Source organism: Clostridium sp. YIM B02500 (genome assembly GCF_022324665.1).
GTDB classification, from domain to species: Bacteria; Bacillota; Clostridia; order Clostridiales; family Clostridiaceae; genus Clostridium; species Clostridium beijerinckii.
The window spans coordinates 51,546-74,051 of record NZ_JAKGTE010000028.1 but is presented as its reverse complement, the minus strand read 5'-3'; the positions used below and the strand labels follow the sequence as shown (position 1 = coordinate 74,051).

21 protein-coding genes are annotated in these 22,506 nt (G+C 30.3%); 2 read left to right on the top strand and 19 right to left on the bottom strand.

Features of this window, described 5'->3' with window-relative positions:
* The first annotated feature begins 101 nt into the window (after nucleotides 1-101).
* Complete coding sequence (locus L1S46_RS19920) at nucleotides 102-875, top strand: flagellar motor protein (protein ID WP_238861138.1); 774 nt, start codon at nucleotides 102-104, stop codon at nucleotides 873-875.
* 12 nt (nucleotides 876-887) lie between these two features.
* Complete coding sequence (locus tag L1S46_RS19915; RefSeq protein WP_238900814.1) at nucleotides 888-1,643, top strand: flagellar motor protein MotB; 756 nt, start codon at nucleotides 888-890, stop codon at nucleotides 1,641-1,643.
* 148 nt (nucleotides 1,644-1,791) lie between these two features.
* On the opposite strand, the gene L1S46_RS19910 is transcribed toward L1S46_RS19915, so the two are convergent.
* From L1S46_RS19910 to pheT, 19 genes are all read right to left on the bottom strand, one after another.
* Nucleotides 1,792-2,427, bottom strand: a complete 636-nt coding sequence (locus L1S46_RS19910) for a DivIVA domain-containing protein (protein ID WP_041895733.1) — start codon at nucleotides 2,425-2,427, stop codon at nucleotides 1,792-1,794.
* A gap of 13 nt (nucleotides 2,428-2,440) precedes the next feature.
* On the bottom strand, nucleotides 2,441-3,205 hold the full coding sequence (locus tag L1S46_RS19905; RefSeq protein WP_238900813.1) for a YlmH/Sll1252 family protein: 765 nt from the start codon (nucleotides 3,203-3,205) through the stop codon (nucleotides 2,441-2,443).
* Between the two features lie 3 nt (nucleotides 3,206-3,208).
* Entirely contained in the window at nucleotides 3,209-3,463 is a 255-nt protein-coding gene (locus L1S46_RS19900) for a YggT family protein (protein ID WP_041895730.1), read from the bottom strand.
* Nucleotides 3,464-3,475: 12 nt separating this feature from the next.
* Entirely contained in the window at nucleotides 3,476-3,928 is a 453-nt protein-coding gene (gene sepF / locus L1S46_RS19895; protein WP_011968915.1) for a cell division protein SepF, read from the bottom strand.
* Nucleotides 3,921-4,601, bottom strand: a complete 681-nt coding sequence (locus tag L1S46_RS19890) for a YggS family pyridoxal phosphate-dependent enzyme (protein WP_077828821.1) — start codon at nucleotides 4,599-4,601, stop codon at nucleotides 3,921-3,923. Before L1S46_RS19890 ends, sepF begins: the two co-directional genes overlap by 8 nt.
* A gap of 92 nt (nucleotides 4,602-4,693) precedes the next feature.
* On the bottom strand, nucleotides 4,694-5,428 hold the full coding sequence (locus L1S46_RS19885; protein ID WP_011968913.1) for a DUF881 domain-containing protein: 735 nt from the start codon (nucleotides 5,426-5,428) through the stop codon (nucleotides 4,694-4,696).
* Nucleotides 5,429-5,440: 12 nt separating this feature from the next.
* The gene (locus L1S46_RS19880; protein WP_011968912.1) at nucleotides 5,441-5,833 is read right to left on the bottom strand and encodes a small basic family protein; all 393 of its coding nucleotides are present in this window, start codon (nucleotides 5,831-5,833) and stop codon (nucleotides 5,441-5,443) included.
* A gap of 12 nt (nucleotides 5,834-5,845) precedes the next feature.
* Nucleotides 5,846-6,574, bottom strand: coding sequence for a DUF881 domain-containing protein (locus L1S46_RS19875; RefSeq protein WP_011968911.1), 729 nt, complete (start codon nucleotides 6,572-6,574; stop codon nucleotides 5,846-5,848).
* Nucleotides 6,575-6,581: 7 nt separating this feature from the next.
* Entirely contained in the window at nucleotides 6,582-7,343 is a 762-nt protein-coding gene (locus L1S46_RS19870) for an FtsQ-type POTRA domain-containing protein (protein WP_238900812.1), read from the bottom strand.
* Nucleotides 7,344-7,533: 190 nt separating this feature from the next.
* Nucleotides 7,534-8,670 (bottom strand): stage V sporulation protein E, encoded by a 1,137-nt coding sequence (gene spoVE / locus L1S46_RS19865; RefSeq protein WP_077828819.1) that lies wholly within the window; start codon nucleotides 8,668-8,670, stop codon nucleotides 7,534-7,536.
* Nucleotides 8,671-8,699: 29 nt separating this feature from the next.
* Nucleotides 8,700-9,680, bottom strand: a complete 981-nt coding sequence (gene mraY / locus L1S46_RS19860) for a phospho-N-acetylmuramoyl-pentapeptide-transferase (protein ID WP_011968908.1) — start codon at nucleotides 9,678-9,680, stop codon at nucleotides 8,700-8,702.
* 103 nt (nucleotides 9,681-9,783) lie between these two features.
* Nucleotides 9,784-11,136, bottom strand: a complete 1,353-nt coding sequence (gene murF / locus L1S46_RS19855) for a UDP-N-acetylmuramoyl-tripeptide--D-alanyl-D-alanine ligase (protein ID WP_238900811.1) — start codon at nucleotides 11,134-11,136, stop codon at nucleotides 9,784-9,786.
* A gap of 96 nt (nucleotides 11,137-11,232) precedes the next feature.
* Nucleotides 11,233-12,693: a UDP-N-acetylmuramoyl-L-alanyl-D-glutamate--2,6-diaminopimelate ligase gene (locus L1S46_RS19850; RefSeq protein ID WP_238900810.1), complete on the bottom strand. Its 1,461-nt coding sequence runs from the start codon at nucleotides 12,691-12,693 to the stop codon at nucleotides 11,233-11,235.
* Between the two features lie 297 nt (nucleotides 12,694-12,990).
* Complete coding sequence (locus L1S46_RS19845; protein ID WP_238900809.1) at nucleotides 12,991-15,255, bottom strand: stage V sporulation protein D; 2,265 nt, start codon at nucleotides 15,253-15,255, stop codon at nucleotides 12,991-12,993.
* A 232-nt stretch (nucleotides 15,256-15,487) separates the two neighbouring features.
* The gene (locus L1S46_RS19840) at nucleotides 15,488-17,749 is read right to left on the bottom strand and encodes a stage V sporulation protein D (RefSeq protein WP_238900808.1); all 2,262 of its coding nucleotides are present in this window, start codon (nucleotides 17,747-17,749) and stop codon (nucleotides 15,488-15,490) included.
* A gap of 111 nt (nucleotides 17,750-17,860) precedes the next feature.
* Nucleotides 17,861-18,379 (bottom strand): cell division protein FtsL, encoded by a 519-nt coding sequence (locus tag L1S46_RS19835; protein WP_238900815.1) that lies wholly within the window; start codon nucleotides 18,377-18,379, stop codon nucleotides 17,861-17,863.
* 29 nt (nucleotides 18,380-18,408) lie between these two features.
* Nucleotides 18,409-19,341 carry a 16S rRNA (cytosine(1402)-N(4))-methyltransferase RsmH gene (rsmH, locus tag L1S46_RS19830; protein ID WP_238861148.1) on the bottom strand — a complete coding sequence of 311 codons (933 nt, stop codon included), beginning with the start codon at nucleotides 19,339-19,341 and terminating at the stop codon, nucleotides 18,409-18,411.
* A gap of 12 nt (nucleotides 19,342-19,353) precedes the next feature.
* On the bottom strand, nucleotides 19,354-19,782 hold the full coding sequence (gene mraZ / locus L1S46_RS19825) for a division/cell wall cluster transcriptional repressor MraZ (protein WP_017208861.1): 429 nt from the start codon (nucleotides 19,780-19,782) through the stop codon (nucleotides 19,354-19,356).
* A gap of 217 nt (nucleotides 19,783-19,999) precedes the next feature.
* Nucleotides 20,000-22,378, bottom strand: coding sequence for a phenylalanine--tRNA ligase subunit beta (pheT, locus tag L1S46_RS19820; protein WP_238900807.1), 2,379 nt, complete (start codon nucleotides 22,376-22,378; stop codon nucleotides 20,000-20,002).
* Nucleotides 22,379-22,506 lie beyond the last annotated feature (128 nt).

The window sequence follows — 22,506 nt, the reverse complement described above, 5'->3', positions numbered from 1 at the left end:
TAAATTCATATACTGTATCAGATTTACATAAATATATATTAACCAGTATGAAAAATGCTACATATGAGCTAGAATTTCATATATTCAAGGGGGATAATTTTATGGATATTATGACAATTTTAAGTGTACTATTTGCATTTATTTGTATTATAGTAGGCTTTATCATTGAAGGAGGAAATCCGGTAGCTTTATTACAACCCACTGCTGCAATGATAGTTATTGGAGGAACAATAGGTGCCGTAGGAATTTCATTTCCTTCCTCGACATTAAAAAAATTCCCAAGAGTATTAGCAATAGCTTTCAAAAAGAAAGAAATTGATCTTAAGGGATATATAGCCTATTTCAAAGAAGTATCACTTAAAACTAGAAGAGATGGGCTTTTGAGTTTAGAATCTGAGCTAACAGATGATGCCTTAGATCCATTTGTAAAAAAAGGGCTACAAATGGTTGTGGATGGTATAGATCCATCCTCTGTGAAAAGCATCTTAAATACAAAACTGGAGCAGCTTTCTACAAGACATGAAAACTGTATCGAAATGTTTACATCTGCTGGTGGCTATGCTCCTACTATGGGAATAGTAGGAACTATAACTAGTTTAGTTATAATACTGAGTTCTTTAAGTGACGTTGCCGCAATGGGAGAAAAAATTGCTGTTGCATTTGTAGCTACTCTATATGGTCTTGCTACTGCAAATCTTTTTTGGCTTCCTATAGCAAGTAAATTAAGAGAAATCGATAAAGAGGAAATCGCTGAAAAAGAAATGATCATTGAAGCTGTATTACTTATTCAAGAAGGAATTAACCCAAATACACTAGTAAGTAAACTTGTTAGCTATCTAACTGAAGATGAAGCTAGAGATTTAGAAGAAATTTAAAGAGGTATGATTATGAAAAAAAATACAAAGAAAGAAAAAGATAATACCGAGAGATGGATGTTATCTTATTTAGATTTCATAACATTAATGATGATTTTCTTTTTAATGCTGTATGCTATTTCTAATGTGGATACTAAAAAATCTCAAACCCTAGCAAATTCATTAAAAATTGGATTTAACAGTGGAAATGGAGAAAACGTAATAGCAGTATCTGATAGTTCAAATTCTTCTCCAACTGTAGTAGAACAACAAAATACTCAGGATAGTTCAGAATCTATAACAGAAGAAGAAAAACTATCTGATGTAAAAAAGAAAGTAGATGATCTTGTCAATAATTCCGAGCTAAAAGGAAGCGTTACTACATCCATTCAAGAACGAGGACTCATAATAAGCTTCAATGATAGCGTATTCTTTAATAGTGGACAATCTACTATCAAACCTGATTGGCAAGGTAAATTAATATCTATTTCAAAGATTTTAAACGATATTGATAACTATATACATGTTGAAGGACATACTGATAATGTTGCTATTAATAATGATTATTTTCATTCTAACTGGCAGCTTTCAGCTGTAAGAGCTGCAAATGTAGTAGAGTTTTTAATTTCTAAGGGGAATGTTAAACCCGAGAGATTATCTTCAGTAGGCTATGGAGAGTATAGACCTGTTAAAGATAACAATACCGAAGATGGCAGAGCTGCAAACAGAAGAGTTGATATAGTAATATTAAATACTAAATTTAATAATTCTGAAATTCCAAAAGAATAATAATTAATTAAGCCAATATAGAAAAGCTATCCTTAATCGCTTCAGGATAGCTTTTCTATTATTCAAAAAATACATAATCTTCATTTTATTACGTTATGTAAATAAAATATGTATAATTTTTATTCATTATTTCTGTGGGATAGTAAATTTATTCACCTTGAACAAAAAAACTTTTAATCTCATTTAATTCATCATTCAATGAAGGATCATTTTCTTCAGCCTCTATATTTTCACTTAATCCACTCGTAATGCTTGTAACTTCTTTTTCAACTATTTTTTCTATATTAGTTACTTCATCATCTTCTATAGGATCAGATACATTATAATTTTTTATGAAATCCTTCTCTAAATCATCAAATGTTTCTAATTGTGCATTCATGAAGTTTCTATATTTTGCTCTAAATTTAATAAATTCTTGTTTAACTCTTTCATATTCATCATTTATTTGAATAACATCATTATGTGCCTTATCCATAACCTTCTGAGCAGTTTCGTTAGCATTTTTCATCATAAATTCAGCTTCTTTTTTAGCCGAATTTTTTGCTTGCTCTGCAGCATTTTGAGCTAATATCAATGTATTTTGTATAGTACTTTCGATTTTAGAGTAATGCTCTACCTTTTCATTCAAATTAGCAAGCTTCTCTTTTAGATTTGCATTTTCTTTATAAAGCTCTTCATAGTTATCTACTACTTCATCCAAAAATTCATCAACTTCATCAGAATTATATCCTCTTAATCCCTTTTTAAATTCCTTGTTGTTTATATCCATTGGTGTCAACTTCATACTTTCACCTCTATTATGTATATTTTTTGATAATAATTTTTATCCTTCCACTTTTGCTATTCCCAATAGAATTACCAACTATAAATTTTCCAAAACCTCTTATAGTAATTCTTTCTTGTCCTTTTAGTTCATAACTTTTATCTTTTATCTTAACGTAATCTATAAGCACTTGACCCTGCTCGATCATTGCTTGAGCTTTAGATCTAGATATATTTATAATCTTAGAGACAATTCCATCAATTCTCAAAGAAGAAACTAAAACTACTACTTCTTCGAAATTAACTCTTGATAAAAATTCAAAATCATCCACCACTTTTACATTACAAATAACCTTAGAAATTCTGTTTAAATTATATATAATAAAATCTTCTACTTCTTCGTGAACTGGCACATAACATGTATTATTATTTACTAATAAATCACCTATTTTATTTCTTTCTATTCCTAGAGATAGAACTCCGCCCAAAAAATCTCTATGAGTAAGATTAGAAAATTTCGAAGTACTTTCAATTTTAATCAATTTCATAGGAAATGGACTTTTATATATGTTATTAAAAGATACCATCCTTCTTTCAGAATCATCTAAAAGTCCATTACTTTCAATTTTTAAATCATTGCTAGAGAGGTTTTTCTCAAACCACATCCATATATTTGGTGTATAAAAACTTTTTCCAAATACAGTTATGTTTTTATCTCTAGCTAGTAAATATTTCTCATATAAATTCAATGCATCATTTCTATCATCATCTGTAAAATACTTTGCTATTCTTTCTTTCATAATTTATTGTATAATCCTTTGTAAAAAATTTATAATAATCAATGCAAATATAGGTGAAAAATCCAATGGTAATCCAGGACTTAATCTATATTGTAACTTTCTAATTGGTTCTAAAACGGGATTAACAAAACTGTGTAGTAAATCAATAAATTTATTCCCCTGAATTTGTGGTATCCACGAAACTATACATTCTATGAATATAGCTAGCTCTAATATGTTTAGAAACATATCAATAACTATGTAAACACTATATATCATAATTTATACCTCCTATTTTGACCAATTAAATAGAGCTTTTGAACTTAGTTCATTTTTTAATTCATTTGTTACTTCTACATTTGATGGTGAAAGAATATATACTCCCTTTTCAATTTGTTGTAATTCTCCGCCTAAAGCATAACATGAACCACTGATAAAATCTAATAATCTTTGTGCAATCTTTAGTTCTAAAACTGTTGTGTTTACTAATACTATTCTTCTATTCTTAAGTGCTTCACAAATTTCAGTAGCCTCTTCATAATCGATTGGCTTAGTTATTGTTACCTTTGTAGTCGAAGATGTATGGATATTTACAACCTTGCTATTCTTCTTATTGGTAATAACAGGTTCTATTTCGTCTTCATCCTTCACCTGCTCTTCGTATTGTTCTTCTTCGTACTCGTCATACTCCTCGTAGTCCTCAAACCCTAATAAAGATTTAACTTTTGATATAACATTACCCATTATTTTCGCCTCCTAAATTATAATTTCTTTCTCCAAATATTCCTGTTCCTATTCTTACTAAGTTAGAACCTTCTTCTATAGCTGTCATAAAATCATGAGTCATCCCCATTGATAATATTTTCATACTAATATTATTATAATTTTTTTCCTTAAGCTCATCAAATATTTTTTTTGTTTTCTTAAAATATTTTCTATTGCTTTCTTCATCCCCTATTGGAATAATAACCATTATACCTTTTACAGAAACAAATTTGCATTTTTCAATTGCTTCTATGAATTCATATAAATCTTCTTCCAAAATTCCACTTTTGCTTTCCTCTCTTCCAATATTAATTTGGATTAAAGTATTAGCAACCTTGTTAACTTTACTAAACTGCTTTTCAATTTCATTTAGCAAACTAATACTAGATAAAGAATGTATCAAATGTACCTTATCTACTAAATACTTAACTTTATTACTTTGAAGCTGTCCTATAAAATGCCATCGTACATCCTCATGAAAATTTTCGGATTTTTTTACTAATTCTTGAACTTTATTTTCCCCAAAATCTCTCATTCCTGCCATATATGCATCTTCTAGATACTCTAATGGCTTCGTTTTTGAAACAGCTAAGAGCGTTACTTGTTCTGGAATTTTGGATCTTAGTTCTTCAATATTTTGCTTAATTCCCATACTATAACACCTTACTAAATTATTCCTTTCTTTATCACTTTGTATAATATTCTATATAAACTTAAAATTTCCTTCCTAAATATCAATTAATTTCATTTTTTACTTTCATCTCTACTCATATATTTTACATTTGAATTTGCTGTCGTTGGTGGCATAATTATTTTATCTACAACTTTAATATCAACATAAAGTTTTCTAAGCATTAATTGTTTAACATGACTTCCATCTTCAAGTAAAGCCGCCTTCAATTTTTCTGGGTCTCCTATGGCATATATATTAAAAGGAGCATACTCCATTCCACCATCATCAAACCCTAAAAATGCCCAATTACAAATTACTCCAGACCATGGAAGTATTCTATGGTTATTAACACTAATCGCCTCAGCTCCAGCCACTCTAAGTTCATTTAAAACAAGCGCCATATCATTATCATGTAAAAGCTTATTATTTATTTCATCTGTATTTTCTTCAAGAGCATTTGTAGTTCCATCATTTATCTTAAGTATAATTCCTGGTCCCTCTACGTTATTTGACCCAATAAATGATTTATAATCACTAATTTGAGTTTTCATATCATCAAGGATCTTATCATTTTTTTTATCATTCTGAGCATAATTCCTAATCTTATCTTTTTTCTCATTATTATCTTCTTGAAGATTTCCAATGTCTCTATATAATGCTGCCCTTTCTTCAACGGCATTTTGGTACTCTGTTGCATTTAATTGACTATAGGATTGAATACCTTTAAAATTAAAATTCATTGATATTAAAACCCCTAATATTATGGTTGCAATGAAAACAAAGAAAAAACCTTTATTATTTTTCATCACATCACCTCTCTATTTATCATCATGATTTTCTTTATCTATAGAATTATTTCGAGACCTATTTCTTCTTCTTATTTTAAATTCTTCTAATAATAGTCTGCGTATTATTGCGAAGTTATCAAATATTCTTCCTCCGAAAACTATTACCGCTGCCATATATATAGGTATTCCAAGCTTATCACCTAAATAAGCAAGTCCTGCTGCAAGTAATGCATTTCCAAAAAAGCCAGATATGAATATATCTGCTTGAAAGTTTTTAGAGAGATTTCCTCTGACTGCTCCAAAAACTGAATCTAAACATGCTAGTATTGCGACAGACATATATGGTGACAATTTATCAGATATATTAACATCTAATACAAATCCAAGTATTATTCCGATTAGTAGTCCTATAATTGCTATCAAATTAACTCTCTCCTATTCTTTAACTGATTTAATAAAGTCACTCTTCAATGACTGCTTTGATTTTCCTATAAATATATCATCTTCTGATTTAACTTCATTATTGTAGTTAGGAAGAGCAAGATATTCTAATGAACCTGGGAAAGAAATTCCAACGTTAAGTCTGCCCTTGTCTCCAATTGCCTTAATTATAATTTTATCTCTAGGATAAACTTTCCCAGTCGAACCTATGGCTATTCCATTTCCAGCAGTTTTTATTCCCGTTTGTGGTGTTATTCTAATATCATTTATAGATATTGCCTCAGCTCCTGAATACCAAAGTAAGTTAACTATATGAACCAATTCATCTTCTCCTAGATCTCTGCTACTATCATTTGTCGTAGAACCAAAAATAGATGTTTTAGGTGTTATTGTAAGAACAATGCCCTGCCCTTTAACATCAACTATACCTAAATGCATTCTAGCCTCATCAAGTTGATTTTTTATATCTTGCCCCATGTCACCATTTTTAGCTGCTGTTTCTTCCATTTGTTTTAACTGATCGGATAACTTTGAATTTGTTGACGCTAATTCTTCTTTTTCTTTTTTTAGAGATTCAACTTCTGAAATAATATCGTTTTTATCATAATTACTAATTTTTGACTCTATATTCTTATTTGATAATACCTTAAATTGATATGCTAATAAAAAGCCTAAAAGTCCACAAACAATTGCTATAAATAATTGTGATCTAGATATCTTCATTAATTACCTACCTTTCTTCCTTATAATATACAGGCGCACCATTAAATCCTACATCCACATATCCCTTAACAATCCCTATATCAGGATTTTGGATTATATGTAATAATTTATTCATTTTATCTGGTATATTTTCATCATTACCAATTCTTCCTTCTACCTTACCAACATATACTTTTATGTTAGTAAAATCACTTATATCAACATAATCAATTTTATAATTTGTCGGATTGATCTTTATAATTTGATAAAAAACATCTAAAAAATCTAATACTCTACTGTCATCTATCATCTTTTGTCCTAGCGCTACATCTTTTAAATCTATTCCTTTAACATTAACTAAACTTCTATTTTCAACGCTATCTGTTTTTTCAAGAAAATTTCCATCATTATCCAAAATATATTTATATCCATCTTTTTCAACATAATAAATCCCCTCTTTTTCTGAGATCTTTATATTAACTTGTTTAGGATACGACTTGCTTATTTCAACATTTTCTACGTATGGATTCTTTTTAGCATTGCTTATTATATTTTGTTTATTTATAAATAGAATATTCTGTCCTATTAGATTCTCTGTACTATTCTTAACATCTTCTCCACTCATTACTGGATTACCTAAAATAGAAACCTTTTTAATAATGAAAAAATTCGATTTTATTGCAAAAATTGTTCCCACTATAAATAGGACTATAATAGTCATAATTATTTTCCTTATTAGTCTTCTTCTTTGTGACCTCAAAATCAATTTATTATTATTCGTTTTTACCATACCCATCCCTATTCTTATCTATGCCTTATATATTCTAACACTTATTATTTTATAATCTTTAGTATAAATTTCATATATAATAATACCACTTTAATGATATATTTTCATCTAAAATTTAAAACGACTTTAAATAATTACTTAAAAAATACAGGGCAAAGACTTGTATTTTAATTCTTTGCCCTGTATTTCCTTATATTTCCTTGATTTCATCTTTTCCTTCAGTTTGCCTTGATATGTTTAAAAGTATTCCTATTGCCGTCATATTTATTACTAATGAAGTTCCCCCATAGCTAATAAACGGTAGCGGAACCCCTGTAACTGGCATCGATCCTGTGACAACTGCAATATTTATTAAAGATTGAACTGCTACAACTCCAGTTATGCCTATTGCAAGAAGAGTACCATATGTGTCTCTAGCTTTCATAGCTACACTTATTCCCCTCCAAACAAATATTACAAAAAGTAATATTATACATATACACCCAATAAGCCCTAATTCCTCGCCGATAATGGAGAAAATAAAATCATTATGTGGCTCTGGCATATACAAAGTTTTTTGCCTTGATTGGCCAAGGCCAAGCCCTGTAACTCCTCCAGCACCTAATGCATAAAATGATTGTATAAGTTGATATCCATCTCCTATTGGATCTTTCCATGGATTTGTAAAACTCATTAACCTTTTCATTCTATATGGTTCTAATACTGTAAATGCAACTGCTGCTGCAACTAATGCTGGCGCAACAATTCCAAATAAATGCTTTATTCTTCCACCTGCTGCAAACAAAACAAGAAATGTAACTATCATTATAACCGAAGCTATACTTAAGTTTTTTTCAGCTAATACAATAGCTGCGTAAAATCCTGATGTAGCTAAATAAGGAACTATTCCAGTTTTAAAATCTTTTACTCCTTCACCTTTCACTTCAAGGCTTCTTGCTAAAAAGAGCACCACAACATATTTCGCAAGCTCAGATGGTTGAAAGCTTAACGGACCTAAATTAATCCATCTTTGCGCTCCATTAGTTCCTGGAAAAAGAAATACTGCTAATAGTATAGGTATAGTCGCTATCATTATTATAGCCGTATATTTCTTTATCTTATGATAATCAACACTCATCGCTACTGCCATCGCTATAACTCCAACAACCCCTGCCATTAATTCTTTTTTCAGAAAAAACATGCTATCTTTATACATAAACATAGCATAATAAGAACTTGCAGAATATACCATAACCACACCAATTGTTAAAAGTAATGCCACTGTATAAAATATTCCATAATCTATTTCACCCATTTTTGATTTTCTTTTGGACCCAATGACCTTCATACATAAATCCTCCAAATCTACTACTTAACTTAAAGTGCTACAAAGCCAATTATACATAAAATTGCTGTAATGCTTGAAAAAATTGTTACTATTTTTACTTCACTCCACCCAACTTGCTCAAAGTGATGATGGATCGGAGACATTCTAAATACTCTTTTACCTGTTAATTTAAATGATGTAACTTGAATTATAACAGACAATGTTTCGATTAAATATATTCCTCCAACTATAATCACAAACAACTCCATTTTTAACATTAATGCTATTGTTCCGATAACTCCCCCTAGAGCTAGCGAACCTGTATCACCCATAAATATCTTTGCAGGGAAAGCATTAAATTTTAAAAATCCAAGTAATGCTCCAGCTAATGCTATTGCAAAAACTGCTACTTCAACATTCTGTGTTCTAAAACCAATGATAGCAAAGAAAGTTAACACTATAACCGTAACTGAAGTTGCAAGTCCATCTATTCCGTCAGTTAAGTTTACAGCATTAGTTACTGCTGCATAATATACTACTATAAATGGTATGTATAGTATTCCTAAATTCAATCTAAAATTTTGATTTATAAATGGAATCAAAATATCTGTACCCACATTTGTATATCCATACCATGCTAAAGCTACTGAAAATAAGACTAGCAAAATCATCTTTTGCGCTGCTCTTAATCCTAGATTATCTTTATGAATTATTTTTAAAATATCATCTAAAAATCCAATAAATCCAAAAGCTAAAAATGAATAAAGTAATATCATTTCTCTACTCATAGGTTTTTGCCCCATAATTAATATAGCTGTAGCTGTAGCTATAAAAAATATAAGCCCTCCCATTGTTGGTGTTCCAGATTTTTTCTGATGACTTTTAGGTCCTTCTTTTCTTATATTTTGACCAAATTTCAACTTGTGTAATATCGGTATAAATATTGGTCCAAGTACTATTGAAAATAAGAACCCCATAATTAATGGTGCTAAAATTTTTGAGTTAATTAATAAGTTTATTGCTTCCCCCATCCAGTGTTGCCTAAAATATCCGAAAGAAAATAATCATGCTAAGTAATTATTTTCTTGAAGATCCTAATTAAGGCAAGTCACCTCCTTCGTGTTATTTTAAATTCTATAGATATTTGGTTATTTCCTCAAATTTTGCACTTCTAGATGCTTTAATTAAAATAGTATCATTTACTTTAATCATATCAGTTAACCTCTGCATTAATTCTTGTTTACTCTCAAACACCATTGTACGCTCTCCAAAGCCTTTCTTATAATACTCTTTAAATTCACCAGTAGTCAATAAAATATCTGCCTTATCTTTCGCAAATTCACCAACTTGGATATGTGCTTCTTCCGCATAATCTCCAAGTTCACCCATAGTTCCAAGTACTGCGATTTTCCTTGATCCAGAATAATTTTTTAGCACTTCAAGTGCAGCTTTCATTGAATCTGGATTAGCATTATAAGAATCATTTATAATAGTAAACTTATCTTTATTTATAACTTCAAGTCTCATAGAAGTAGCATTAAAATTCCCTAACCCCTTTTCCATCTCTTCAAAAGTCAACCCAAAATTTCTTGCTATTTGTATTCCTATAAGTGCGTTTAAAACATTATGTTCTCCGACCATATTTAGAGTAAATCTATAATTTTCATTATCATCAGTAACTACATCAAATGAAGTATTTTCAGATGTTAATTTTATATTCTTAGAGTAAAGATTATAAGTAGAATCATAACCTACTCTCTCTAAATTAAACTTATCACACTCAACTATTGTTTTTAGCATATCATTTTCACAGTTCACTATTAATGAGTTTTTGTTTTCAAAGAAATCTGTTATAGACATCTTCTCTTTAAGTATATTTTCTCTAGTCTTCAAATATTCTATATGAGCCACTCCAATATTAGTTATTGCACCAACATCCGGAAGTGCAATACTCGCTAACTTGTTTATCTCTCCAAAATTACTCATTCCCATTTCAAGGACAGCTATATCATAATCTTTAGAAAGTTCAAATATCATAAGTGGTAATCCAATTTCGTTATTGAAATTTCCTTGAGTTTTAAAAACTTTGTATTTTCCACTTAGAAATGCAGCTACTAAATCTTTTGTTGAAGTCTTACCAGTAGATCCTGTTATTCCAACTACCTTTACTCCAATTTTCTTTCTGTAAAACCTAGCCAAATCTCCTAAAGCTTCTTTAGTATCTTTTACTTTAATAATAGTTCCCCTATTTTTTAACTCTTCAATTTTAAACTTCACATCATCAATTATTATTATAGATGCCCCTTTTTCGATAGCTTTTATTGTATAATCATTGCCATTAAAATTCTCTCCTTTTAATGCAATGAATAAATTATTTTCCTGAATTTTTCTAGTATCAGTTGAAATCTTATTAAAAATACCTTCGTTATTTTTAACTATTATTTCTCCATCCACTGCCTTAATTATTTCAGCTAAATTTAAATCCAAGTTCATCCACCCCTTATTTTCCTGTTAACTTCATCACCAAAATAACAATCCTAAATATCGCTTAAATCCGTCATTGTTACATTATGAATAAGCTCCCTAATTGTTCATGTTATCTAATATTTCTTTTACAATTTCTCTTTCATCAAAATGTATAGTTTCATCTTTCAATACTTGGTAAGTTTCATGACCCTTACCCGCAATAACTATTACGTCATTATCTAGAGCTATATCTATAGATTTTTTTATTGCTTCTTTTCTATTTTCTATTACAAAATAATTATCCTTATCAATTCCAGCTTCAATATCTTTTATTATACTTAGAGGTTCCTCACTTCTAGGGTTATCTGATGTCACAATTGTAATATCAGCAATATCTGTAGATATTTTACCCATTTCAGGCCTTTTTACCTTATCCCTGTCTCCCCCACAACCAAATACGGATATCAATCTTCCTTTTGTAAATGCCTTAGCTGTCTTTAATATATTTTCTAAACCATCTGGAGTATGTGCATAATCTATGATGATTTCATAACCTAAATTATATTCTTTTGCTACTCTTTCACATCTTCCTAAAACTACTACATTTTCAATGCCGCTTTTAATATGCTTTATAGGTATACCTAATTTAAAACATGCTGCTATTGCACCTAACGCATTATATATATTATATTCACCTGGTATATTTAAAACAAATTGCTCATCTTCCTTCAAGTTGAGTTTAAATTTGATTTCTCTACTTCCCATTTCTTCATCAAAAGCTTTAAAATCTGAAATGCTTTTTACTGAGAATGAATATATATCATCACATTTTAAATTGTTTAAATCACTAATTACTTGTCTCCCGTAATTATCGTCAACATTAACAATTTTTATTCTAGATCTTTCAAACAATTTAAACTTTGCCTTATAATAATTTTCAAAAGTCTTGTGAAAATCCAAATGATCTCTAGTCAAATTAGTAAATATTCCAACCTGAAATTCAATACCATAAACTCTATCTAATGCTAATGAATGGGAAGACACTTCCATAACACAATACTCTACACCTTTATCAACCATTTCAGAAAATAATTCTTGAAGCTCTAATGATTCTGGAGTTGTTCTTTCAGTATGAATTTTTTCATCACCTATAAAATTTGCAATAGTTCCGATAAGACCAACTTTTTTATTGCTTTCTTCTAAAATATGCTTAATCATAAAAGCTGTAGTAGTTTTCCCATTAGTTCCAGTAACTCCAATTATCTTCATTTTAGAACTAGGATTATCATAATAATTTGCTCCCATTAATGCCAATGCTTTTCTTGTATCATTGCATTTAATAATGGTAATATTCTCATCCTTTATTTCTATATCATCTTGGATTACTATAACTTTTGCTCCGTTTTCAATAGATTTTTCTATATATTTATGGCCATCAGTTGCATATCCTTTTATACAGACAAAAACATCATCATTGCCAGCTTTTCTGCTATCATAGTTTATTTTGTTAACTTCAATATCAATATCACCCTGAATTGATTCATAATCTATTCCTTTTAAAATACTTTTCAAATTCATATTGAATTCCTCCTAATTAACTTATCGTATATGAATATTTTAATTTATATTTTATATTAATAATTATTACGTTTAAGAAAATTAAATGCACAATTATTATCTAATCTCAACGAATGTGATTTATTTTGTATGTAATGATCTTATGAACTATGAAATCCATTAATTAGAACTTATATGATAAAAAAATATAGCATGCGAGCACCCCCACATGCTAGTATTTTATCATTCGCCAATTTACTTTAAATTTTCCGCAAAAAGCGATTTTAATTTAAATTTCCTATATATCTACCATTATTCTTAATCTTCATAATACGAACTTAAAATCAATTCGGCAGTTGTTCCTTTAGGTATAACTTCACCTTCTGAAATATTCTGTACTGAAACAACTCCATTTCCTTCAAAAGTTGCTGTTATTCCAAGATTCTTTAATAAAGTAATCGCATCCTCTTTTGAATATCCCCTAACATTTGGCATTACAACATTATTATTATAAGTCGCATCCCCACTTGTGTAAAGAGTTATTTTAGAACCTTCCTTTACTGATGAACCTGGATATGGCTTCATACTTAATATTGTTTCTTCATTTCCATCTATATTAAAATCTAGGCCTTTATCCTTTAATACTTTCTCAGCATCTGAAACTTTCATGTTTCTAACTTCTGGGATAATAATATCCTTAACAATTTTCTCATTAGAAGATGCACTATCTAAATAGTTAAAGATACCTGTAAACAGCATTTTTGCATATGGTACTGCTACTTGTGAAGCATAGTATTCACCGTTACTAGGCTCATCAACAGTTATCATAACTGTAACTTTAGGATCATTAGCTGGAGCCATTCCCACAAATGAAGATATATATTTGCCTTCTCCATACTTACCACCAACAACCTTTTCTGCAGTTCCTGTTTTACCCCCAATGTGATATCCATCTATAAAAGTTCCAGTTGCTGTTCCTCCAGTTACAACACCTTCAAGATAACTTCTAAGTTCTGCTGTTTTTTCTGCACTTGCGACTGTAGCAGTCGTAGGTTTAAAAGTTTCATCAACAATCTTAACACTATTTTCATCATTATGAGTAATTTCTTTCATTACGTGAGGTTGAATTAGAGTACCTCCATTAGCAATAGCATTAAATGCAGCCATATATTGAACAGAATTTACTGTATTAGTCTGTCCAAATGATATTGTTGCAAGATCCGCTTCTGAAACTTTATCGATTGGTTTCACAATTCCAGATGCCTCCCCTGGTAAGTCAATTCCACTTACTTTTCCGAATCCTAACTTATTAATAGATTCATATAATTTGTCTTTACCAATCATTTGTCCTAATTTTACAAAACACACATTTGATGAATTCTGAATGATTTGAAGTAAATTTTGAAGTTTATTTTCTCGTTCCGCATCCTTCACTACAATTCCACCTACAGATATTGATCCATTATCCACAAATTGTGTATCTTTATTTGCAACATTGTTTTCTAAACCAGATATGGTAGTGATTACTTTAAATATTGATCCTGGTTCAAACGTATCACTTACCAACCTATTTCTCCACATTTTCTGTATCTTATCAGTGAGATCTGCTCCATCAAATTTACTTGCTCCATCATATGGATTATTAGGGTCAAAATCTGGTTTATTTACCATTCCTAGAACTTCTCCAGTCTTAGGATTCATTACTAATATCGAAACTTCTTTAGCTTTATCATCTTTATAGGCCTTTTGCGCTATATTTTCAACAATGTTCTGGATATTTTCATCGATAGTTAAAGTAACATCTTTTCCATTTACAGGTTCCGTATATTGAGAAACTGTATAAGGCAAATCTTCATTATTTTTATCAAGCTCCGCAACCTTCATTCCAGGAATTCCTGACAAATATGAATTATATTGAAGTTCTACACCACTTAATCCTTTGCCATCAGGATCAGTAGTTCCTAAAACATGCGATAGAAAATTATTATTAGGATAATATCTTTTAGTATCTTGCGAAACTATAATTCCATTTATATTAAGTTCTTTTACTTTATCCGCTATATCTTTTTCTATTTTCCGTGCTACAGTCACAGAAAATGCATCTGCCCCACTTGGAAGCTTCTTTTCTAAATCCGCTTTTATTTCTGACACATCCATATTCAATACTTTCGCAATTACGGGTGCAATATCATCGTTTGTTAAGCCACTTCCTTCTGTAGGGATCGGAATTCCTACACTTTTCATATTGGTAAGCTCTTTATTTGGAATGGATTTTACAGATCTTTTCAAGTAATTCCTTATTGAATTTAAATCAAAATCCACTCTATAGACATTAGCAGATACAGCCAGTTCATTTCCATTTCTATCCAGAACTTCTCCTCTTTTAGCATCTATTTTCACTTCACTTGTCCACTGTTCTTCAGCTCTTGCAGAATAGTCTTTTCCATCAACCATCATTATATAAGAGAGTCTAATTATTAATATAGCAAAAATAGCTGTTAATGAAAAAGCGACACTTCTCGTTCTCTTTCGTATTTTCACTTTACTTACATGTTTTTTCTTTTTCAATGCCTGTTCCTCCATTTATTTTCCTCTGAATAAAACACTAATTTAGATATTCACCTATTAGCTGAGTATTGCTTTTAACAATTCTAATAAAATACCTAAATATATAACGGATATTATTACTAAAAAATATTAGTATGCGAGAATTCTCACATACTAATATTTTTTCATTTGTATAATTCATACCAAACCCCTTACAAAACATACCCGTTTCGTTTTAAAGTTTTAGTATTAATTTATTCTCACTTTTTTAATCCTTATAGTCCGAACTTAATGTCAACTTAACAGTTGTTCCCTTTGTTATAACTTCACCTTGAGAAATATCTTGTTCTGAGACTGCTCCACTTCCTTCAAAGGCAGGCACTATTCCAAGCTTCTTCAATAGTGTATTAGCATCTTCCTTTGAATATCCCCTAACATCAGGCATTACAACATTATTATTATTTGTTCCATCGCTACTTGTATAAAGATTTATTTTTGACCCTTCTTTTACCGAATATCCTGGATATGGTGTTAAGTTTACTACTGACTCCCCATCACCATCTATATTAAAATCTAACTTGGCATCCTTCAACGCTTTTTTAGCATCATCAACTTTCATTCCTCTAACTTCTGGAATAATAACATCTCTAGTAATTTGTCCCATATTTTCATCAGAAAATTTGTTATTAAGGTAATTAAAAATATCAGTAAATAATGGTTTTGCTGGCGGTACAGCTACTTGTGCCGCATAATAAGCACCATTACTTGGTTCATCAATAGTTACCATCATAGTAATTTTAGGATCATCCACAGGCGCCATTCCAACAAATGAAGATATATACTTACCTTCTTGATATCTTCCATCAATAACTTTCTGAGCCGTACCTGTTTTACCGCCTATATGGTAACCTTCTATAAATGTTCCTGTTCCAGATCCCCCAGTAATAACCCTTTCAAGATAACTTCTAAGTTCTGCTGTCTTTTCAGTACTTGCAACTGTTGTTGTCTTAGGCTTAAAAGCTTCATCGACAATATTAACATTATTTTCATCTTCATGAGTGATTTCTTTCATTACATGTGGTTGTATCAAAGTTCCGCCATTAGCAATAGCATTAAACGCAGTCATATATTGAACTGAATTAACCGTATTAGTTTGACCAAAAGATATTGTAGCAAGATCTGCCTCAGAAACCTTATCAACTGGTTTAACAATTCCTTTTGCTTCTCCAGGCAAATCAATTCCACTCGCTTTTCCAAAACCGAATTTATTAATATATTCACATAATTTTTCTTTTCCAATCATTGCTCCAAGCTCCATAAAGCCTACATTACATGAATTCTGAATTATGTCTGGGAATACTTCTGCTCCATGCCCCTGAGTTCTCCAGCACTTAGGAGTAATTCCTCCAACTTTTAATGAACCTCCACAATAAAACTTACTATCCTTATTTACAATGTTTTCTTCAAGACCTGTAATAGCTGTTACTACCTTAAATATTGAACCAGGTTCAAAAGTATCATTTACAAGCCTATTTCTCCACATTTTTTGTACTTTGTCATCTGAATTTGCTCCATCAAATTTATCTGCACCATCACGCGGATTATTAGGATCAAAATCAGGTTTATTTACCATTGCTAAAACTTCACCTGTTTTAGGATCCATAACAAGAATTGAGACTGCCTTAGCTTTTGTATCATTATAAGCTTGTGTGGCAGCTTTTTCCGCAAAATTTTGTATATTCTCATCAATTGTAAGTGTAACATCTTTACCGTTTACCGGTGCTGTAAACTGAGATATTGTATAAGGTAAATCTCTATTATTTTTATCAAGTTCTGCTATCTTCATTCCAGGAATTCCTGATAAATACGAATTATATTGAAGCTCTACTCCTGTAAGCCCTTTACCATCAACATTAGTACTTCCAAGTACATGTGATAAGAAATTATTATTCGGATAATATCTTTTAGTATCTGGTGATACTAAAACTCCACTTATATTAAGATCTTTTACCTTATCTGCCTGTTCTTTTTCTATTCTTCTAATTAAAGTAGAAGATCCAGCCTTTGCTCCACTTGGAAGCCTTGTTTCAAGCTTATCTTTTACTTTATCTACATCTAAATCTAATGCCTTTGCAATAACAGGCGCAATATCATCAGTTTTTAATCCATCATCTCCAGAAGGTATTGGAATTCCTACACTTTTCATATGCTCTATTTCTGTTTTTGATAAATCCTTTAATCCTCTTGATAAATATGCTCTTATAGAGTTCAAATCGAAGTCTACTCTATAAACATTCGCAGATACCGCTAATTCTTTACCATTCCTATCTAATATCCTTCCTCTTATGGCATCTATTTTTACCTCACTTGTCCACTGTTCTTCTGCTCTTGCTGCATAATCAGCTCTTTTAACTATCATTATATAAGAAAGTCTAAGAGTTAATATTACAAAAACAATTGTCAACGCAAAAGCTGCTATACTCATCCTTTGGCGCATCTTTGCCCTATCTTTATAATTCTTTTTTTTCAACTTTTATTTCCCCCATGCACACTTTCTTTTACATAAAACCCAAAAGAACCAAGATAAAGCCAATTAATTTTCTAATATAATTACTTATTTTTTATTATTTTAAGTAACTTATTATTTTATTAAACTTATTAATTTAGAGAATATGTTCTTACTTTTAGCAGTATTTTCGGAACTTTTAGGTTTTAAATCTTCAAAATAATTCTGTGAAAAATCAACTTTTATAGTTTGTTCTTTTTTAGGAATAGCCATTGCCAATTTACTTTCAGCATTTTTTTGAATATTATTTAATGAAGAAAATTTCAATATTTTTACTTTTAATGCCTCATTATCTTCTTGTGTTTGTTTTATTTGAGTATCCAAGTTTCTCGCATTGCTTTCCATAGTATAAACCTTGTTATCTCCATGAATAGTAATAAACCCTAAACTAAATATGACAACTGCCACAGTTAGTAAGTATTTCCTATCATTTTTTCTCCTGTTTTTTAATAGGATATTTTTATTTATAATTTGTTTTCTTCTTTGTATTTGTTTATATTTTTTATCCGGTTTACGTACTCTTGTTTTTCTTTCTGGAGCTAATACTGTATTCCCTTTTATATAATCATATTCTCTTCTTCCCAATTTATTCACATCCCAACTCATTTATAACATAATAATAATTATAATTTCTCAATTACTCTAAGCTTAGCGCTTCTACTCCTTGGATTTTCTTCAATCTCTTCTTTAGTTGGTGCAATACCTTTTTTAGCTATATTTTTAACTAATGGTGATTTTCCACATATACACATTGGAAATTCTTTTGGACAATTACATGGATTCTCTAATTCTCTAAACTTTAATTTCACTATTCTATCTTCCAAAGAATGGAAAGTTATAATAGCCATTCTTCCACCTTTATTTAATCTATTCACTCCATCCTCTATAGTTTTATTAAGTATCTTTAATTCTGAATTAACTTCTATTCTAATTGCCTGAAAAGTTCTTTTAGCCGGATGAGGCCCTTCTCTTCTCATCTTTGCTGGAATTGCAGCCTTGATAATGTCTACAAGTTCAAAAGTTGTTTCTATCGGCTTCTCAATTCTTCTATTTATAATAAAATTCGCAATCCTTTTAGCAAATCTTTCTTCACCATAGTCCTTTATTATTTTATATAAGCTGTCCTCATCGTAATTATTTACAATATTGTACGCGGAAAAATCACTTTCTCTATTCATTCTCATATCTAACGGAGCATCTTTCATATAACTAAAACCTCTTGATGCTTCATCAAGTTGATATGATGAAACTCCAAGATCCATCAAAATTCCATCAACCTTTTCAATATCTAGATCGTTTAAAATACTATCAATATTATAAAAATTGCTATGAACATACTTTACATTTTCAAAATCCTTAAGTTTTTCTTTTGCTGCCTTTAGAGCGTCTTGGTCTTGATCTATCCCAATAAGCATTCCATCTTTGGAAAGATTGCTTAAGATATGAGATGAGTGTCCTGCTCCTCCTAAAGTACCATCAACATAAATCCCATTTTCCTTTATGTTTAATGCCTCTATACATTCATTTAATAAGACCGATACATGTTTAAATTCCATAATAAAAACTCCTTATATTCCTAAATCATTCATTTTTTCTGCAATTGAATCAAAGTCTATATTTGATTCGTTATATTCGCTCCACTTTTCCTTGCTCCATATTTCTACTCTAGATAATACTCCAATACTTACTATGTCCTTTTCTATACCTGCATATTCCTTTAAATTTTGTGGAATCAATCCTCTTCCTTGCTTGTCTAACTCGACTTCACAAGCTCCAGAAAAAAAGAACCTCACAAAGGATCTAGCATCCTTATTTGTTAAAGGTAAAGTTTTTAATTTATTCTCCAATATTTTCCATTCATCAAGCGGATAAGCGTACAAACACCCATCAAGTCCTTTGGTAATAACAAATTTATTACCAAGTCCATCTCTTAGTTTTGCTGGAACAATTATTCTATTTTTAGGATCTAACGCATGTTGATATTCCCCAATGAACAATATTCTCAGCTCCTACTTTTATTGATTAGGTAATTTCCCTCTATTTTAAACCACTTAACACCACTTTTAACCACTTTATCTATACTTATTCTATAGAAACATGATATTTCCTTCTTTAAACTTATATTTTTTTGTATAAATAAAAATAGCTGCTTCAAAAATAATAAAACTTATTTCTGAAGCAGCTTTCATGGAGCAACGCTTGAGTTATTATATTTTAATCTCTTAATGTAGCTCCAAGCTTATATTCTAAAGATTTTAGGATTTTTTCATGAACTTTATTAACATCTTTATCTGTTAATGTTTTATTTTCATCTCTGTACCAGATTGCATAAGCTATGCTCTTTTTACCATCTGGAATTTGTTTTCCTTTATATATATCAAATAATTCTACTTTTTCAACTAAATTTCCACCAGCTCTTTTTATTGTATCATCAATTTCTTGGACCAAAAGACTATCATCAACAAGTAATGCAATATCTCGTGTTACTGCTGGGAATTTTGGAAGTGCTTTATATTTTTTATCCATATCAGCATTTTCATATAAAACGTCCAAATCTAATTCTGCCACATAACAAGGCACATCCAAACCGTAATTTTCGCATACATCTAAATGAACTTCTCCTAAAGTTCCAGCATTAGTTCTACCAACAACTATCTTAGCTGTTTTTCCAGGATGGTAACTTACATTTTCGCTCTCTCTTTCATATTTAACACTCTTTATACCTAATCCATCAGTTATATTTTCAACAACACCTTTAAGATCTAAGTAGTCACAATCTCCATAAATACCTATAGTTAAAATATTCTTTTCTATTGGAAGTTTTGTTTCATCCACATTTGGAATGTAAACTTTCCCCATTTCAAACAATCTTACATATGAGTTATTTCTAGAATAATTTCTTCCAAGTGATTCCATCATTGATGGAAGTGTTGAAGTTCTCATTACACTATAATCTTCCCCTAATGGATTTCTTATCTTAACTACATTTCTAAGATCACTATCTTCTGGTAAATTAATTTTATCAAAAACCTTTGGAGATACAAATGAATAACTAATAGATTGATTTAATCCACTTCCTGTAGCAAGCATCACTACTCTATTATCTAATAATCCTTTTCTATATCTTGGCTCTCTTTCTGTAGAAACTTTAAAAATTGTTGTAGGAATTTTTTCATATCCATAAATTCTTGCAATTTCCTCAGCTATATCTTCTCTAATTGCAATATCAACTCTAAAAGTTGGAGCTGTCACAACTAAGTTATCACCATTTATTTCTGTAAATAAATCAACACTATCTAAACATCTCTTCATCTCTTCTTTAGAAAGATCTGTTCCAAGGAAGCTGTTTACCCAATTTGAGTCAACAGTTACAGTTGATACTTCTTTCTTGTTGTTGTAAACATCTATAGTACCTTCCATAACTTCTCCGGCATCTAATTCACAGATTAAGCTACATGCTCTATTTAATGCAATTTCAGCTAAGTTAGGATCTATATCTTTTTCAAATCTTCCAGAAGCTTCTGTTCTTAGATTTAATTTCTTTGAATTCACTCTTATGTTAGTTCCATCAAAATTTGCACATTCAAAAACAACTTCTGTAGTATCTTCTTTTATTTCCGAGTTTAAACCACCCATTATTCCAGCAAGACCGATAATATTTTCTCCATCTTTAATACAAAGCATCGAATCATCTAATTCTCTTTCTACTTCATCTAAAGTTGTAAACTTTTCTCCTTGCTTTGCTCTTTCAATTACTATTTTATTCGTAGCAATTTCTCTTTTATCAAAAGCATGCATTGGTTCACCAGTTTCAAGCATAACAAAATTTGTTATATCAACTATATTATTTATTGGTCTTATACCAGCTTCAAGAAGTCTTTCTTGCATCCAGCCTGGTGATGGCTGAACTTTAACATTTTTTACTCCTCTTGCCATATATCTATTGCAAAGAGTATCTTTAACTTCAACAGTTAACTCTTCATTTATATTTTTAGAATTTTTAATTTGATATTCTAAATTTGGCATTTTATAAGTTGTTCTAAGAGCTGCTGCTGTTTCTCTTGCCATCCCTACCATACTTAGGCAGTCAGGTCTGTTTGAAGTAATTTCAAAATCTAAGATAGCTTTATTTAATCCTAAAAGTTCCTTAATATCAACTCCAAGCTTAGTATCAGTAGGTAAGATCATCAATCCATGAACCGGCTCATCTCCAGCTGTACCTAATTCTTCTTCTGAGCAGAACATACCATTAGATACTACTCCTCTAAGTTTTCCTTTTTTTATTTTAGTTCCGTCGGCAAGTGTTGAACCATGAAGAGCAACCGGCACAACATCTTGCTCTTTCATGTTCGTTGCAGCTGTAACTATTTGTATTTGTTCACTTCCTATATCAACTTGACATATGCTTAACTTATCTGCATCAGGATGTTTTTCAATATTAGTAATTTTTCCTGTAACTACATTTTGAATTACATCTCCTTGGATAACAAGTTCTTCTAGTTGTGAACCAGTTAGAGTTAATTTATCTCCTAATTCCTTAGGACTAACATTTATATCAACATAATCTTTAAGCCAATTATATGGTACTTTCATTTTGTTTCCTCCTTTTATTGCTGGGTATAGAATCATATTTTAATCCAATTTCTTCACTAGCCCTCATTTTTAAATGCGCAAAAGTTCTTAATTGGTAGCATAGCTACACCATTTTTAATATTCAAAAA